Annotated in this window: 12 protein-coding genes, 1 other RNA gene and 1 riboswitch; of the genes, 12 read left to right on the top strand and 1 reads right to left on the bottom strand. The window is 31.6% G+C overall.

The features are described from left to right. Positions 1-9: 9 nt before the first annotated feature. The 4 genes from recO to ppdK all read left to right on the top strand — a co-directional run bounded on the left by recO (position 10) and on the right by ppdK (position 5,155). Positions 10-759 (top strand): DNA repair protein RecO, encoded by a 750-nt coding sequence (gene recO, locus ACREV6_RS23285; RefSeq protein ID WP_431580517.1) that lies wholly within the window; start codon positions 10-12, stop codon positions 757-759. Positions 760-803: 44 nt separating this feature from the next. Continuing rightward, on the top strand, positions 804-1,406 hold the full coding sequence (locus tag ACREV6_RS23280) for a DUF4342 domain-containing protein (protein WP_431580419.1): 603 nt from the start codon (positions 804-806) through the stop codon (positions 1,404-1,406). Positions 1,407-1,773: 367 nt separating this feature from the next. Beyond that, a complete protein-coding gene (gene ccpN, locus ACREV6_RS23275; RefSeq protein WP_431580516.1) occupies positions 1,774-2,406 on the top strand; it encodes a transcriptional regulator CcpN in 633 nt (210 codons plus the stop codon). 112 nt (positions 2,407-2,518) lie between these two features. After that, positions 2,519-5,155, top strand: a complete 2,637-nt coding sequence (gene ppdK / locus ACREV6_RS23270) for a pyruvate, phosphate dikinase (RefSeq protein WP_431580418.1) — start codon at positions 2,519-2,521, stop codon at positions 5,153-5,155. A gap of 77 nt (positions 5,156-5,232) precedes the next feature. Here ppdK and ACREV6_RS23265 read toward each other — a convergent pair whose 3' ends face one another. Further along, positions 5,233-6,300 (bottom strand): CotS family spore coat protein, encoded by a 1,068-nt coding sequence (locus tag ACREV6_RS23265; protein WP_431580515.1) that lies wholly within the window; start codon positions 6,298-6,300, stop codon positions 5,233-5,235. Positions 6,301-6,439: 139 nt separating this feature from the next. Here ACREV6_RS23265 and ACREV6_RS23260 point away from each other — a divergent pair, with 139 nt between their 5' ends. From ACREV6_RS23260 to ACREV6_RS23225, 8 genes are all read left to right on the top strand, one after another. Beyond that, positions 6,440-7,468, top strand: a complete 1,029-nt coding sequence (locus ACREV6_RS23260; protein WP_431580417.1) for a deoxyguanosinetriphosphate triphosphohydrolase — start codon at positions 6,440-6,442, stop codon at positions 7,466-7,468. Between the two features lie 236 nt (positions 7,469-7,704). Continuing rightward, positions 7,705-9,474: a DNA primase gene (gene dnaG, locus ACREV6_RS23255; protein WP_431580416.1), complete on the top strand. Its 1,770-nt coding sequence runs from the start codon at positions 7,705-7,707 to the stop codon at positions 9,472-9,474. 22 nt (positions 9,475-9,496) lie between these two features. Beyond that, on the top strand, positions 9,497-10,594 hold the full coding sequence (gene rpoD, locus ACREV6_RS23250; RefSeq protein WP_431580514.1) for an RNA polymerase sigma factor RpoD: 1,098 nt from the start codon (positions 9,497-9,499) through the stop codon (positions 10,592-10,594). A gap of 97 nt (positions 10,595-10,691) precedes the next feature. Beyond that, complete coding sequence (locus tag ACREV6_RS23245; protein WP_431580415.1) at positions 10,692-11,579, top strand: PH domain-containing protein; 888 nt, start codon at positions 10,692-10,694, stop codon at positions 11,577-11,579. Between the two features lie 11 nt (positions 11,580-11,590). After that, positions 11,591-12,280 carry a tRNA (adenine(22)-N(1))-methyltransferase gene (locus ACREV6_RS23240; protein ID WP_431580414.1) on the top strand — a complete coding sequence of 230 codons (690 nt, stop codon included), beginning with the start codon at positions 11,591-11,593 and terminating at the stop codon, positions 12,278-12,280. Continuing rightward, entirely contained in the window at positions 12,271-13,086 is an 816-nt protein-coding gene (locus ACREV6_RS23235; protein ID WP_431580413.1) for a Nif3-like dinuclear metal center hexameric protein, read from the top strand. The genes ACREV6_RS23240 and ACREV6_RS23235 overlap by 10 nt, the downstream gene beginning before the upstream one ends. Positions 13,087-13,135: 49 nt before the next feature. Continuing rightward, positions 13,136-13,510, top strand: an RNA gene (rnpB, locus tag ACREV6_RS23230) — RNase P RNA component class A. A gap of 347 nt (positions 13,511-13,857) precedes the next feature. Then, positions 13,858-13,985: riboswitch (glycine riboswitch) on the top strand. A gap of 138 nt (positions 13,986-14,123) precedes the next feature. After that, complete coding sequence (locus ACREV6_RS23225) at positions 14,124-15,467, top strand: alanine/glycine:cation symporter family protein (protein ID WP_431580412.1); 1,344 nt, start codon at positions 14,124-14,126, stop codon at positions 15,465-15,467. The last annotated feature ends 148 nt before the right edge of the window (positions 15,468-15,615 follow it).

The following is a 15,615-nucleotide window of genomic DNA, read 5'->3' as shown; positions in this document are numbered from 1 at the left end:
GATGATTTTCTGTCAATTTTAAAAACTAGAGCTATTGTCATAAAAACTCAAGAATTTAAAGAATCTGATAAGCTAGTTTGGCTTTTTACTGAAGAATTTGGTAAAATAACAGCAATAGCAAAGGGAGCCAGAAAAAATAAAAGTAAATATGTATCATCCACACTACCTTGCTCTTATGGCGAGTTTATACTTTTCAAAGGGCGAAATTTATATACAATAAATGAAGTTACGATTATAGACTCTTTTCAGCAACTATTACGGGATCTGGAGACAATTACTTATGCTTCATATTTTAATGAATTAATTGATATTGCCATGGAAAATGAAGAGGCTAATAGTGAACTTTTTAAGGATTTTGTTAGTGCTTTCTATTTTATAAAAAATGACGTTATGGATATAGAAGTTCTAGCAAGAGCCTTTGAAACCAAACTTTTAAAGGCCACAGGTTATGGAATGAATTTTGAACAATGTGTTAGATGCAGAAAAAAAATAACAATATCTAATAATATTGATTTACAATCTTATGGTCCTATTTGTAAAGAATGTGAAAAGGTAAATAGTATATATATATCAAACCCAACATATAATACATTAAAATTCTTAAATAATTTTGGTATGGATAAAATTAATAGAATAAGTGTTTCACAATCAACAAAGATTGAGCTATACAAAATTTTATCTATTATCATTTCTCAAAATTATACGAGGAAGCCAAAGAGCCTAGAGATGTTTAATTATTTAGGGGAATATAATAACTAGTAAATGGTCTCTACCCAAGAAAAAATATAAGGAGGATGATTTTAATGTCAGAAATTACACTTGAAAAGATTGACATCATCAAAGAGCGAACAGGAGTATCATATACTGAGGCTAAAGAAGCCTTAGAGGAATGTGATAGTGATGTAGTTAATGCCCTTATTTATATCGAATCAAAGCAAAAAAAATCTAATAAATTCAATATGGAAGAAATGTATGCCACTAAGGATGAGTTCATGGCAGCTATAAAGGATATTGTTAGAAAAGGAAATGTATCGAGAATAAAAGTAAAAAAAGATGAAAATGTAGTTATGGACATACCTGTTAATGCTGGTATTGCAGCAGGAGTACTTGCTGGATGGTTTGTACCTGCGCTAATTGGCCTTGGATTATTAACAGCAGTACTTACAAAGGTTACTATTGAGATAACTAAAGTAGATGGTACTGTAGAAGTAGTTAATACTATTATTAAAAATACAGTTGAAGACGTAAGAAGTAGAATGAGCGATATGAGCTCCGATGTAAAAGAAAAATTAAATGACACAAAAGATACTTTTACCCAAAGCAGTAAAGATGGTAGTGATGAAAATGTATACCAATATACTGTGAAATTTGATAAGGAAAAAGAAGACCAAGAAGAGGAAAAATAATATAAACAATGATGTTATTTTATTTTTAACCTTTTAGAAGCTCTACCAATAAAATTTCCCCTTATATAAAGGGAGCAGCTAATAGTTGCACACTTTATATAAGGGGAAATTTAACTATTTGTATAACTTATCCAAATATTATTAATGAGAAATTAATAATATAGGAATATTTTATAGTTTTAAACAAAAAATCCTTGAAAAACCCTACAATATGTATTTAAAATGTGTTACAATGTTAAAAATGGTATGTAAAATTCTAGTATAATAATACATTATGCAATCGTTTGTATTTCCAATATTAGAAATATAACAAATATAGAAATTATATATCATGTTTAGTAAGTTAAATAGAAAGAGGGTGGGAAAAATTAAACTAACACCAAGACAAGAAGAGATTATAAGATTAGTTAAAGAAAATCCACCTATTACCAGTGAACGCTTAGCAAATAAGCTAGGAGTAACAAGGGCTGCACTAAGGCCAGATTTGGCAATACTAACAATGACAGGTATTTTAGACGCAAGGCCTAAGGTAGGATATATGTATTCAAAGAAACCCTCTTATAGTTTAGTTTATGATTATATAAGAAATATTAAAGTTAAAGATGTAATGTCTAAACCTGTAATGGCAACAGAAGAAACAATGGTTTATGATGCTATAGTACATTTGTTTTTGAATGATGTAGGTACTTTATTTATACATAGTAATGGCAATTTAGTTGGAGCCGTATCAAGAAAAGACTTTCTTAAAATGGCTATGGGTGGTACGGATATGCACAAAGTACCTGTAGGTATTATAATGACTAGAATGCCCAATATAGTGCTTGTTGAAAAAGAAGATAGTATTTATTTAGCCGCACAAAAGATTATAGAGCACGAGGTAGACAGTCTACCTGTGGTAGAAAGAAAATTTGAAAGTGGTAAAGAAATATTTCAAGTTGTAGGTAAAATATCCAAAACTAATATCACAAGATTATTTGTAAAAATGGGCGAAAATGGCTAAATAACTAAAGTGAGTGCTAACTAAAGTGAGTGAAAGTGGGTACTGTTTGTTCTAGGTTGGACACTTTAAACCCATTATCATATATAATTTATAATCGAAGGGGTTGTATGGAATGGAAAATAAAAAATATGTTTATCTTTTTAGTGAAGGGAATGCTTCAATGAAAAATCTTCTAGGTGGTAAAGGTGCAAACCTTGCAGAGATGACCACACTTGGAATCCCAGTACCACAGGGATTTACAGTAACTACTGAAGCTTGTAATAAATATTATGAAGACGGACAATTAATTGCATCTGAGATTGTTAGTGAAATACATTCTAAAATGGCTGATCTTGAAAAAATTACAGGAAAGAAATTTGGAAGTTTAGAAAATCCATTGCTTGTATCAGTTAGATCCGGAGCAAGAGCATCAATGCCTGGTATGATGGATACAATTTTAAATCTTGGATTAAATGATGAAACAGTAGAAGTTATGGCAAAACTAACAAACAACCCAAGATTTGCTTATGATTCTTATAGAAGATTTATCCAAATGTTTGCTGACGTTGTTATGGGCGTTGAAAAAAGAAACTTTGAAAACATTATGGATAATATGAAGGAAGCAAAAGGCGTAAAATTCGATACTGAGCTAGATGCTAATGATTTAAAAAAATTAGTTAAACAATTTAAAGAATTCTATAAAGAAGATAAAGGCGCGGAATTCCCAAGTGATCCAACAAGTCAATTAATAGAGTCTATTACAGCAGTATTTAGATCATGGGATAATCCTCGTGCTAACGTGTATAGAAGATTAAATGATATTCCAGGGAGCTGGGGAACAGCAGTAAGCGTTCAAGAAATGGTATTTGGTAACAAGGGAGATACATCAGGAACTGGTGTTGCATTCTCAAGAAACCCATCCACTGGAGAAAAAGGAATATATGCTGAGTACTTAATGAATGCTCAAGGTGAAGACGTTGTTGCAGGAATAAGAACACCACAAGATATATCACAACTTGGAAAAGATATGCCAAAAGTATATGGCGAATTTATGGCAATTGTTAATACTCTTGAAACTCACTACAAAGATATGCAAGACATGGAGTTTACAATTGAAGATGGGAAATTATACTTCCTGCAAACAAGAAACGGCAAGAGAACAGCGCAGGCTGCACTCAAAATTGCTGTGGAACTGGTTGAAGATGGAATGTTATCAAAACAAGAAGCTATGATGAAGGTTGACCCAAAACAACTAGATACATTGCTTCACCCTAATTTTGATGTAGAAGATTTAAAGAACGCTACAGTAATTGCAAAAGGTTTGCCAGCATCTCCTGGAGCGGCCTCTGGAAAAGTTTGTTTTACAGCAGAAGATGCAAAAGCTAAACACGAAGCTGGAGAAAAAGTTGTTCTTGTAAGGCTTGAAACTTCACCAGAAGATATTGAAGGTATGATTGCCTCAGAAGGTATATTAACAGTAAGAGGTGGAATGACTTCTCATGCTGCGGTTGTTGCAAGAGGAATGGGAACTTGTTGTGTTGCTGGTTGTGGAGATATAAAAGTTAACGAAAAAGAGAAAAACTTTAAAATTGGTGAAATCACATATAATGAAGGCGACTTTATTTCAATGGATGGAAGTACAGGGAATGTATATGCTGGAGTAATTAAAACAGTTGAGCCTGAAATAAGCGGTTACTTTGAAACATTTATGGGCTGGGCTGATGAGATAAGAAGCCTAAAAGTTAGAACTAATGCAGATACTCCAAAAGACACTGCTCAAGCAGTTAAATATGGAGCTGAAGGTATAGGTTTATGCAGAACAGAGCATATGTTCTTTGATGCTGATAGAATAATGGGCATAAGAGAAATGATCGTTGCTAAAGATGAAGAAAAAAGAAGAGTGGCCCTTGCAAAATTATTACCAATGCAAAGAGAAGACTTTATAGGAATCTATGAAGAACTTGCTGAAAGGCCAGCTACAATCAGATTTTTAGATCCACCACTACATGAATTTTTACCACATGACGACCAAGATATAAAGGAACTCGCCATTGATATGGGAATAACTTTTGAAGAGCTAAAAGCTACTGTTGAATCATTACATGAGTTCAATCCAATGATGGGACATAGAGGATGCAGACTTGCAGTATCATATCCAGAAATAGCTGAAATGCAAACTAGAGCGGTTATTGAAGCTGCTATAGACGTTAAGACTAGAAAAGGATACAATATTGTTCCAGAAATAATGATTCCTCTAATTGGAGAAGTTAAAGAATTAAAATATGTTAAAGATATAGTAGTAAGAATAGCTGATCAGATCATAGCTGAAAGTGGTAGTGATTTAAAGTACATGGTTGGTACAATGATTGAAATACCAAGAGCAGCGCTTACCGCTGATGAAATAGCAAAAGAAGCTGAATTCTTCTCATTTGGAACAAATGATTTAACACAAATGACTTTTGGATTCTCAAGAGATGATGCAGCAACTTTCTTAAAACACTACTATGAAAAGAAAGTTTACGAATTTGACCCATTCCAAAAATTAGATCAAGTTGGCGTAGGCAAACTTATTAAAATGGCTGTGGAACTTGGACGCAAAACTAGACCTAATATAAAACTTGGAATATGTGGAGAACACGGTGGAGATCCTTCTTCTGTTGAATTCTGTCATAATGTGGGACTTGATTATGTATCATGTTCACCATTCAGAGTTCCAGTTGCAAGACTTGCAGCTGCTCAAGCAGAAGTAAATAATCCAAGAAAAAAATAGCATTTTCAAGATTATGTAATTAATAGATTAATTCAAAAAAGCCGCTGCTTTGCAGTGGCTTTTTAATTATTAACAAATTATAAAATTGTCTTAAATTTATTTTCCATATAAGATTTAAGGCCGAAAACAAAATTTAATTGATATTCATTTTTGTTAGTTGAATTATTTAGTAGATTTAAGAAGGCTTTTTTATTGCATTTATTAATATTACCATAATAATCTCTTGAGATTTTCCAATACCTTTGGGGAAAGGCTAAATAAATAAGAATATATTTATAATCATCCAAGGTTAAAGGTAGAATTTTATCATATAATTTTAAAAAGCTTATTGCCAGCTCTAAATCCCATTTTGTATTGTCTCTTTTTAACAGTCGCCTTAAACAATATGAAATATCGTGGGCACAATAGTCATTTCTACATTTATCAAAATCAATTACCCATATTTCATTATTATTGTCAAAGATAATATTTTTATTAACATAGTCAAGATGACACAATGATTTTGTAAGATTATCTTGGTTCATACCATAAGCCATGTTTGTAGAATACTGAGCTAGCTGAATACTTGAGTCAAAATGCTTAAGATAGAGTCTCGAAAAAGCATCATCATATTTATAAGCTAAATTGGAGAAATTAAGAAGGCTTTCATAATGCTTATATATGGAAGTGCCCAAAGTGCCAAAGCCCTCTTTTATGTTACTACCGCATATAGGTGTAAAGCTCATACTTACCTTATGCATATTTGCAAGATTGGTACTACACGCTAGTATATGATCTATATTATCGTAGTCGCATTTAATGCCATCAACCCAAGGGGTAAGTATAAATAACATATTATTATAGTTTATAAATCTGCTATTGGTTTTTGTTTTAAGGATTCGAGGCACATTGATATTATTTCTATATAACCATTCTATAGCGGAATACACAAATAACAGATCTTTTACAGAGTAATAAACTTTTTTTAAACAATAGCATTCATCGAAGTATTGCACTTTATATACGGCTCTTTGTTTATCAGTATCCTTAAATTTAATTTGTGATATATCAGCATTAGTTAAGTTATATTGAGGTAGGATGTGTTTTTTTACATTTTCTTCAGATAATAAATCTATGTTATTTATGTTTTTAGCCGTGGAGGGCATCATATCACTCCTAAAAAATTATTACATTATTAGAATATTAATCAAACTTTAATAATATACGTTTAATATTAAAAAAGGGTAATTAATTTAATTTGTAGAATACTAAGTAAGGCAACTAAAAAAAATTAGGGGGGTATTTATGAACATTCGCCAAAAAATAGAAACTAATGAAGCCAATACAATTATGACCTATGGGGCCTTGTCCATAAAATCAAAAGGACGAAAAGTATCAGAAGAGTTAGATGATGTAAGAACTTGCTATATGGTAGATCGAGATAGGATAACACACAGTAAGTCATTTAGGAGACTGCAGCACAAAACTCAAGTATATATAAAGGCCAGTAGTGATCACTATAGAACAAGACTTACACATACCCTAGAAGTTGCACAAATAGCTAAAACTATAGGTAAGGGTATAGGCTTAAATGAAGATTTAATAGAAGCTATAGCACTAGGTCATGATATAGGGCATGTTCCCTTTGCTCATAATGGTGAAGAGGTACTTAATGATATTTTGCCAGGAGGATTTAGGCATAACGAAAATAGCATTAGAGTGCTCACAAAAATTGAAAAATTAGGTGCGGGACTTAATTTAAGCCTGGAAGTATTAGATGGAATTCTCAATCATAGTGGACTATCTTCCAAAATTGGAAAGGCGGAAACGCTAGAAGGTCAGGTGGTTAGGTATAGTGACAAAATTGCATATGTTAATCATGACATAGATGATTCCATAAGAGCAGGATTATTAAAAGAATCAATGTTACCCATTGATGCAATAGAAGTTTTAGGTGCAAATCATGGCAAGCGAATAGATACTTTAGTAAAAGATTGTATTTATAATACATTAAATAACTTAGATGAGGATAAGATAGAGGTATCGCTTAGCGAAGTTGTTTCCGGCGCATTGGGTGAGTTAAGAAATTTTATGTTCCAAAATATATACAAAGGTGAAATATTAAAGGAAGAAAGGCAAAAAGCTCAATTTGTTGTAACGCAAGTTTTTACATACTACCACAAGAACCCAGAGGCAATGCCAAACTTTTATAAGTGCATAGTTCAGGATGAAGGATTAGATATAGGAGTAGCAGATTATATTTCAGGTATGAGTGATGATTATTGTTTAATGCTGTTTAATAATATATACTTGCCTAAAGTTGTCATTTATTAAAATATAAGAATAAACTTATAAACCCTTCCAGAAAAATTAACTAATTTTTAATTTGAAAATAAAAAAATAAAAAAATAAAAAAACACAAATAATGAAGGAAATTTGTAATTTATAAAGAATATATAAAGTGCAAGCATAATTATTATTAAGAAAAGTGGTTTAAAAGAAGGATAATACACTTTTTTGTCGAATAAAAATACATTGTGAATTTATATAAGTAAGGTGGTAATAATCTATTGATTGCTGAAGATGTCATCCGAAAAATAAAGGAACAAAATGATATTGTGGATGTAATATCTGAAAGTGTTAAGCTTAAAAGAACCGGAAGAAATTACATTGGCCTTTGTCCTTTTCATAATGAGAAGAGTCCTTCTTTTACTGTGTCTCAAGACAAGCAAATTTATAAATGTTTTGGATGTGGTGAAGCTGGGAATGTAATTAGTTATATTATGAAGGAGAGGAATGTAACTTTTCCCGAAGCTGCAAAGGTTCTGGCTGAAAGAGCAAATATCAGTATAGAACTAGAAAGTGACCAGAATAATGTACAAAAAAACATGTATAATAAAATGTACAATATTAATGTAGAAGCGGCTAGGTATTTTTATGACAATTTAAGAAAGGATAAGAAAGCAGAAGCATATTTCGTAAACCGAGGAATATCTGAAACTACTATGAAGAAATTTGGTTTAGGTTTTTCTTTTGATAAATGGGATGGCTTGCTATTATATCTAAAAAAGAAAGGTTACTCTGAGCTGGATTTACTTAATATAGGATTAATTATTAAAAGTCCTAAAGGTTCATATTATGATAGATTTAGAAATAGAATTATGTTTCCTGTGTTTGATTATAAGGGAAAGGTCATTGGATTTGGAGGAAGGGTTTTAGACGATTCGAAACCCAAGTATTTAAATTCACCTGAGACCACATTATTTCATAAAGGGTATCATCTTTATGGATTAAATTTTGTAATCAAAAATAATAAATCTCGAACAATAATAATTGTAGAGGGATACATGGATTGTATTTCACTTCATCAATATGGTTTTTCAAATGTTGTTGCATCCCTTGGTACGGCGCTTACTATTAATCAAGCAAAATTATTAAAAAAATATGTAGATAAAGTCATTATTTCATATGATGCTGATTTTGCAGGTCAAGCAGCAACTTTAAAGGGTCTAGAGACATTAAGGAATGAAGGCTTTGATCTTAGAGTACTAGTAGTCCCCAAAGGTAAGGATCCTGATGAATATATAAAAAATAATGGACAGCAGGCTTTTCAAAAATTAGTGGATGATGCTCTTCCTATAATAGATTATAGAATTAAAAGAGCAAGTGATGGAATAAATTTTTCAAATAGTGAAATGCTAATAAAGTATGTAAAAAAGGTTACTGAAATTATTGTAGACTTAGACCCTGTTGAAAAAGATGTTCATATAAAAAAGATTTCTGAAGGAACGGGAATCAAAGAACAAGCAATATATGACTTATTAAGAGAAGAAATTAACAAAAATTCAAAAAAAACGCAAAAAATGAATACACAACAGGATTTTGGACAAAAATTATATTTAGAACCAGCTTATATTAAGGCTGAAAGAAATTTATTGAAATTCATGTTTATAAAGGTCGAGAATTGTGATTATATTACAGAAATTATGTCCATAGATCAATTAGTACTTGAAAGTCATAAAACTATATATAAATTAATTGTTGAATATAAAAATTTAACAAGAGATGAAAAAATTAAAAACATCGAATTTAGATGTAATGATATAGAATGTACAAAAGAATGGATAAATACTATGGAAATTAAGTTTAGTGGAGATGAAGATGATCATAAAAAACTTATAAATGACTGCATAAAAGAACTTAAAAAATTCAAGTTAGAGGAGTCGAAAAAAGAAATTATGAATAAAATCAAAAAGTATGAATCAAAAGGCTTGCTAGAAGAATCTATAAAACTTGCCCAAAAACTTATAGAAGTGCAAAAAGATATAAAACAATTATAGTAATTAGAAAGGAGGTAATATGATGAAGGATAAAAGCTCAAAAATGACTATAGTCAAGAAACTTATTGAAAAAGGCAAGAAAAAAGGATCATTAACTTATAAAGAAGTAATGGATGAACTTTATGAAATAGATTTAAGTCCAGAACAAATAGAAAAGGTTTATGAAGTTTTAGAATCAATGGAAATAGATGTTGTTGGGGATATGAATGAAGCTGCTGCACCTGCTACAGGAGCTCAAGCAGAGGTTGAGCCAGAAACTGAAGAGCTTGATGTGAGTATACCAGAAGGTATATCTATAGATGATCCTGTTAGAATGTATTTAAAAGAAATTGGAAAAGTTTCATTATTATCATCAGCTGAGGAAATTGAACTTGCTAAAAGAAATGAAGAAGGCGACCTGGTTGCGAAAAAAAGATTAGCAGAGGCTAATTTAAGACTAGTCGTTAGTATAGCTAAAAGGTACGTTGGACGGGGAATGCTATTTCTAGACCTAATTCAAGAAGGTAATTTAGGACTAATAAAAGCAGTAGAAAAATATGACTATAGAAAAGGCTTTAAATTTAGTACTTATGCTACTTGGTGGATTAGGCAGGCAATAACTCGCGCAATAGCAGACCAAGCAAGAACAATAAGGATACCGGTGCATATGGTTGAAACTATAAATAAGCTTATTAGAGTTTCTAGGCAACTCCTTCAAGAACTTGGACGGGAGCCTCAGCCAGATGAAGTTGCTGAAAAAATGGAAATGCCCGTGGCAAAAGTTAGAGAAATAATGAAAATTGCACAAGAACCAGTATCACTTGAGACTCCTATAGGTGAAGAAGAAGACAGTCATTTAGGAGATTTTATTCCAGATGATGATGCACTAGCACCAGCAGAAGCTGCTGCATTTACAATGCTCAAAGAGCAATTAATCAACGTTTTAGATACATTGACTCCTAGAGAAGAAAAAGTTTTAAGATTAAGATTTGGACTAGATGATGGACGCGCAAGGACTCTCGAGGAAGTTGGAAAAGAGTTTAATGTAACACGCGAGAGAATAAGGCAAATTGAGGCCAAAGCACTACGTAAATTAAGACACCCAAGTAGAAGTAAAAAATTAAAAGATTATTTAGATTAAACACCTTATTTAAGGTGTTTTTTCCTGTGTAAAATTATGGATAAATATTTACAAGGTGGATTTAAATATGATATAATGTGATTGAGAAGGTGATTTAATGGATAGTTATATATCTAAGGAAGGACATGGGCTCTGGTTTATGTTGCTCATGACCGCATTATACAATATACTAGTCTTAACATTACTAAAATTTACCAATTCATACATTGTAGCTAGCCTGTTAAAGCTTATATTAGTGTCATGTAATATATATCAAGTATACTACATGTTGCTTTACTCATCACTTAAATGCACTATTGATGACCAAAATCTTGGCATTTATGCTATTGGGTCCTTAAAAAAAGTGATTATACCCTTAAATCAAATTGAAGGATATACTATATCAAGTGGTACAATTAAAGGGATCAAGCTTAATGGCATAGCCGCAAGTAACTTTGCCATGGGGAGATTTGTAATTGATAAAATTGGCATATCTAGAATGTTTGTTACAGATAACAAGAAAGTTTTTTATCTGAAAACTGAGCATATGAATTACGCCATATCTCCTGTAGATTATGAAAAATTTGAGGGAGCACTAGCATATCACAATGTAAATAGAGTAGAGTGGAAATATAAAGTGAATAATAGCTATAATCTTCATAAAGACAAACAGTTCATTTTACCCTTAATGGTAGTTAGTATATTAACTATAATTTTAACCTTGAATCCATTTATATTATATTTAAAAAATATGATACCTAATATTATGCCCTTAAACTTTGATGCAAATTTCAACCCGATAAAAATGGGAACAAGCAAACAATTTGCATTTACTCAGATGATTTACGGGGTATTAAATATGGCATTGCTATTTTGTATGTATTATGCAAGCTATTTTAGTTCCAAATATGATAGAAAATCAGCCTATAAATTTATTTATTTGTCACTAGTTGTGGCCATGATATTTTTAATTATGCAGTTTAAAATATTAATTAACTTTAGATAAGGATGAAAACTATGGATCTTAGTATAAGATTAAAAGCAATTGTAAGTATGATAGAAGAATGTGAGAGTGCTATCGATGTAGGAACGGATCATGGGTATGTTCCTATATATTTAGTGGAAAATGGTGTAGTAAAAAGTGCTATTGCCTCTGATATAAATAGAGGTCCCGTTGAGAAGGCCAAAAATAATGTACGTCTAAGTAATCTACCTGCGCAAATTAGTTGTAGACAGGGAAGTGGATTATCTACAGTTAATATAGGAGAAGCCCAGATAGCTATTATTGCAGGAATGGGTGGTAATTTAATAAGAGATATCTTAGAAGCTGACTTAGATGTGGTTAAACAATTTAAGTATATGATACTTCAACCAGTTCAAAATGCTGAGGTTTTAAGAGAGTATTTGTATATCAAAGGATATAATATCATTGATGAAGAAATTTGCAATGATGATGGTAAGTTTTATGAAATTATTAAGGTCAAATATGACACTAGACCTGTAGCAGTGGATAGTATATATTATGAGATAAGCAAAATATTATTAGATAAGAAAAATGCAGTAATGCAAAGTTTTATAGAGTATAAATTACTGAAATATTCAAAAGTGTATTATAGTTTAAATGATGATACGATTCTATCTAAAAATAGGAAACTTCAACTTTATGATGTTATACAAAAACTTAAGGGGTTTTTAAAATGTTTTTAAAAGTAAAAACTATTGAAGATATTATGGAAGTGTATGCCCCAGCTAGGTTAAAAGAGGATTATGATAATGTAGGACTAATGGTGGGGGACAGTGATGCAACAGTTACAAAAATTTTAATTGCATTAGATTGCACAATGGATGTAATTTCAGAAGCCCTTGATAAGGAATGCAATTTTATATTGACTCATCATCCTCTTCTTTTCATTAAACCTAAAACTATTACTAGGGATAACCTAGTTGGGAAAAAAATTATTGAGCTAATTAAAAGTGGTATAAATGTATACGCTAGTCATACCAATTTAGATTCTGCTAAAGGCGGGTTAAATGATATTGCCACTGAGATTTTAGGGTTTAATAAATTCAAGATTATTGAGCCGAAAAAAAACTCTAATTATGATGATGGCCATTCGGGTATAGGTAGATTAGTATGCTTAGATGATCCTATTATGCTGAGTCAATTATGTGAAAATGTTAAAAAAGCATTTAATGCAGAATTTATAAGATATGTAGGTGACCAAGATGATTTAATAAAAACTATTGCTATTATAAATGGCAGTGGAGAAGACTTTTTTTATGAAAGTGTGAAATTAGGTGCAGATTGCATTATTACAGGTGATACTAAGTATCATGGTGCTTGCGATTTAAAAGAAGAACATATAGCGTTAATTGATGCGGGACATTTTGCAACAGAGTGGAGGCCGCTACAGATATTCGCAGGAAAACTGAAAAAACAATTATTAGAAAATGGGTACGATAATGAGGTTATAATCTCTCAAATATCACAAGATCCATATAAAACTATGTAGTATAAAATACCATTTGCATTTCATCTAATAGTATGGTATTATTACTTTGCGAGTAAGCCAGACAATCGCTGCGCAATATTGCGGAGAGGAACGTCCGAGCTCCATAGGGCAAGGGTGCTGGGTAACTCCCAGTGAAGGCGACTTTAAGGACAGTGCAACAGAGATATACCGCTAAAGGTATTCTAGTAGTTTAGCTTGCTAAACTTTTGAATATACTAGTAAGGATGGAAAGGCGAGGTAAGAGCTCACCAGCGCAATGGCGACTTTGCGGCTATGTAAACCCCACCTGGAGCAAGATCGAATAGGAGAACATTATGGGACTGCCCGTCTCGTTCTCGGGTGTATCGCTTGAGCCTATTGGTAACAATAGGCCTAGATAGATGATTGTCTAATACAGAACTCGGCTTATAGACTTGCTCGTACCAATAAAAAACATTCACTTTATAGTGGATGTTTTTTTTGTTGTATAGAAAAGTATAAATTTAAATATATTAAGTGTAAAAATGAAAAACAATATATATACAGTTGTATATATATTATATAAATTAAGAAAATAAAGAAATTTCAATTACTTTGTAAAAAAAATGAAACAAACATGAGAAATATGGTATAATAGTGTAAATGATTACAAATTAATAATTGGATGAAAATATTAGGAGAGAGATGTATAAGGAATTAAGTTTAAAAGTAATTTAACAATTAAAACTTAATCCATAACATCCACCGAAGAAGTTAAGCTTTCAGGTATCCATTTGGAAAAGTACTAATATTGGACAAACCTCTGGAGAGACTTTTATAGCACCGAAGGAGAAAGCTAAATCTTATTTAATTACATATTATTTGTATGTGATTGAGTTCTGAATAGTGAAGCTCTCAGGTAAAAGGACAGGGTTATTTCAAAAAGGTCATTTCATTTTGATCTCTATTTTAGTGTGCTTTAAAAGTATAATGGTCTCACAGTATATTAATTAGTATAAAATTTTTTATTGAATAAATTTTTTATGCAAAAATTAAACAACTAGAAGGGACGTGTATTTATGGACTTATTATCAATTATTAAAAGCATTAACGGTGTTTTGTGGGGGTATGTATTAATATTCCTACTATGTGGTACTGGAATTTACTTTACAGTAACTCTAAGATTTGTTCAAATTAGAAAATTTAAAGCTGCCTTTAAAAAGACGTTTGGAGGAGTTAAATTTGGACATAAAGCAGGAAAAGATGGAATGTCATCCTTTCAAGCTATGACAACCTCAATAGCGGCTCAAGTAGGAACAGGAAATTTAGCGGGAGCCGCAACTGCCATGGTATCAGGAGGACCTGGAGCTATATTTTGGATGTGGATAAGTGCTTTCTTTGGCATGGCAACCATTTTTGCAGAAGCAGTGCTTGGGCAAAAATTCAAACAGACAGTTGATGGTGAAGTTACGGGAGGGCCTGCTTACTATATTAGTAAAGGTCTTGGAAGCAAAAAGCTAGCAGCATTTTTTTCAGTAACTATAATAATTGCCTTGGGATTTATAGGTAACATGGTACAATCTAATTCTATAGGTGCAGCAATAAGTGAAAATACTAATATTCGTATAGTGGTTGGTGTTATTGTTGCAGCATTAGCTGCAATGATTTTTATTGGGGGAGTAGGTCGAATTGCTGCCTTTACTGAAAAAGTAGTCCCAGTTATGGCCCTATTTTATATAGTAGGTAGTTTGGGAATTATATTAGTAAATTATGCTCATATAGGAGAAGCGTTTAGAATGATATTTGTAGGAGCCTTTAATCCTCAAGCTATTACTGGTGGTGTAATGGGAGTTGGGGTAAAAGAAGCTATGAGATATGGTATTGCAAGAGGATTATTCTCTAATGAAGCTGGAATGGGTTCTACACCGCATGCACATGCAGTTGCAAAGGTTAAACACCCAGCAGAGCAAGGACTTGTTGGAATAGTATGTGTATTTATTGATACATTTATAATTTTAACATTAACTGCAATGGTTATATTAACTACAGGAGCATTAGATGGAAAAACTACTGGTATAGCACTAACACAAAAGGCTTTCAGTAATGGAATGGGAAGTTTTGGAGGTCCGTTTATAGCTATAGCACTATTCTTCTTTGCTTTTTCTACAATAGTAGCTTGGTATTTCTTTGGAGAAGCTAACGTTAAATACTTATTTGGTAAAAAAGCATTAACGCCTTATAGAGTTTTAGTTGTTATATTTATAGTACTAGGTTCCGCTCTAAAGGTTGAACTAGTTTGGGAACTGGCAGATACATTTAATGGATTAATGGTTATACCAAATTTATTGGCATTATTAGGACTTAGAGCTTTAGTTAAAAAGTCTTTAGATGATTATGAAGATGATTTTGAAAAGAAAAACTAAAGTTTGTAATAGAAATTTTTAAAATAAAACAGGATGGCATATTTGTGCCATCCTGTTTTTGCATTATATTATATCTTATAAAAGGCATTAAAATCATAAAAGTATGGAATTATAGTAAAATAAGCTTTTATAATTAGAGAAAATATAC

Source organism: Clostridium sp. (assembly GCF_050717515.1).
Taxonomy (GTDB): domain Bacteria; phylum Bacillota; class Clostridia; order Clostridiales; family Clostridiaceae; genus Clostridium_AD.
Note: the sequence above shows the minus strand (reverse complement) of the source record. Positions and strands in the feature narration are given on the sequence as shown.

What these genes read in the sequence shown, in the direction of transcription:
- ACREV6_RS23245 (WP_431580415.1), top strand. Translation starts at nt 10,692, where the DNA reads ATGGATAGTTATATATCTAAGGAAGGACATGGGCTCTGGTTTATGTTG.
- ACREV6_RS23260 (WP_431580417.1), top strand. Translation starts at nt 6,440, where the DNA reads ATGAACATTCGCCAAAAAATAGAAACTAATGAAGCCAATACAATTATG.
- ACREV6_RS23280 (WP_431580419.1), top strand. Translation starts at nt 804, where the DNA reads ATGTCAGAAATTACACTTGAAAAGATTGACATCATCAAAGAGCGAACA.
- rpoD (WP_431580514.1), top strand. Translation starts at nt 9,497, where the DNA reads ATGAAGGATAAAAGCTCAAAAATGACTATAGTCAAGAAACTTATTGAA.
- ACREV6_RS23265 (WP_431580515.1), bottom strand. Translation starts at nt 6,300, where the DNA reads ATGCCCTCCACGGCTAAAAACATAAATAACATAGATTTATTATCTGAA.
- ACREV6_RS23240 (WP_431580414.1), top strand. Translation starts at nt 11,591, where the DNA reads ATGGATCTTAGTATAAGATTAAAAGCAATTGTAAGTATGATAGAAGAA.
- ppdK (WP_431580418.1), top strand. Translation starts at nt 2,519, where the DNA reads ATGGAAAATAAAAAATATGTTTATCTTTTTAGTGAAGGGAATGCTTCA.
- ACREV6_RS23235 (WP_431580413.1), top strand. Translation starts at nt 12,271, where the DNA reads ATGTTTTTAAAAGTAAAAACTATTGAAGATATTATGGAAGTGTATGCC.
- ACREV6_RS23225 (WP_431580412.1), top strand. Translation starts at nt 14,124, where the DNA reads ATGGACTTATTATCAATTATTAAAAGCATTAACGGTGTTTTGTGGGGG.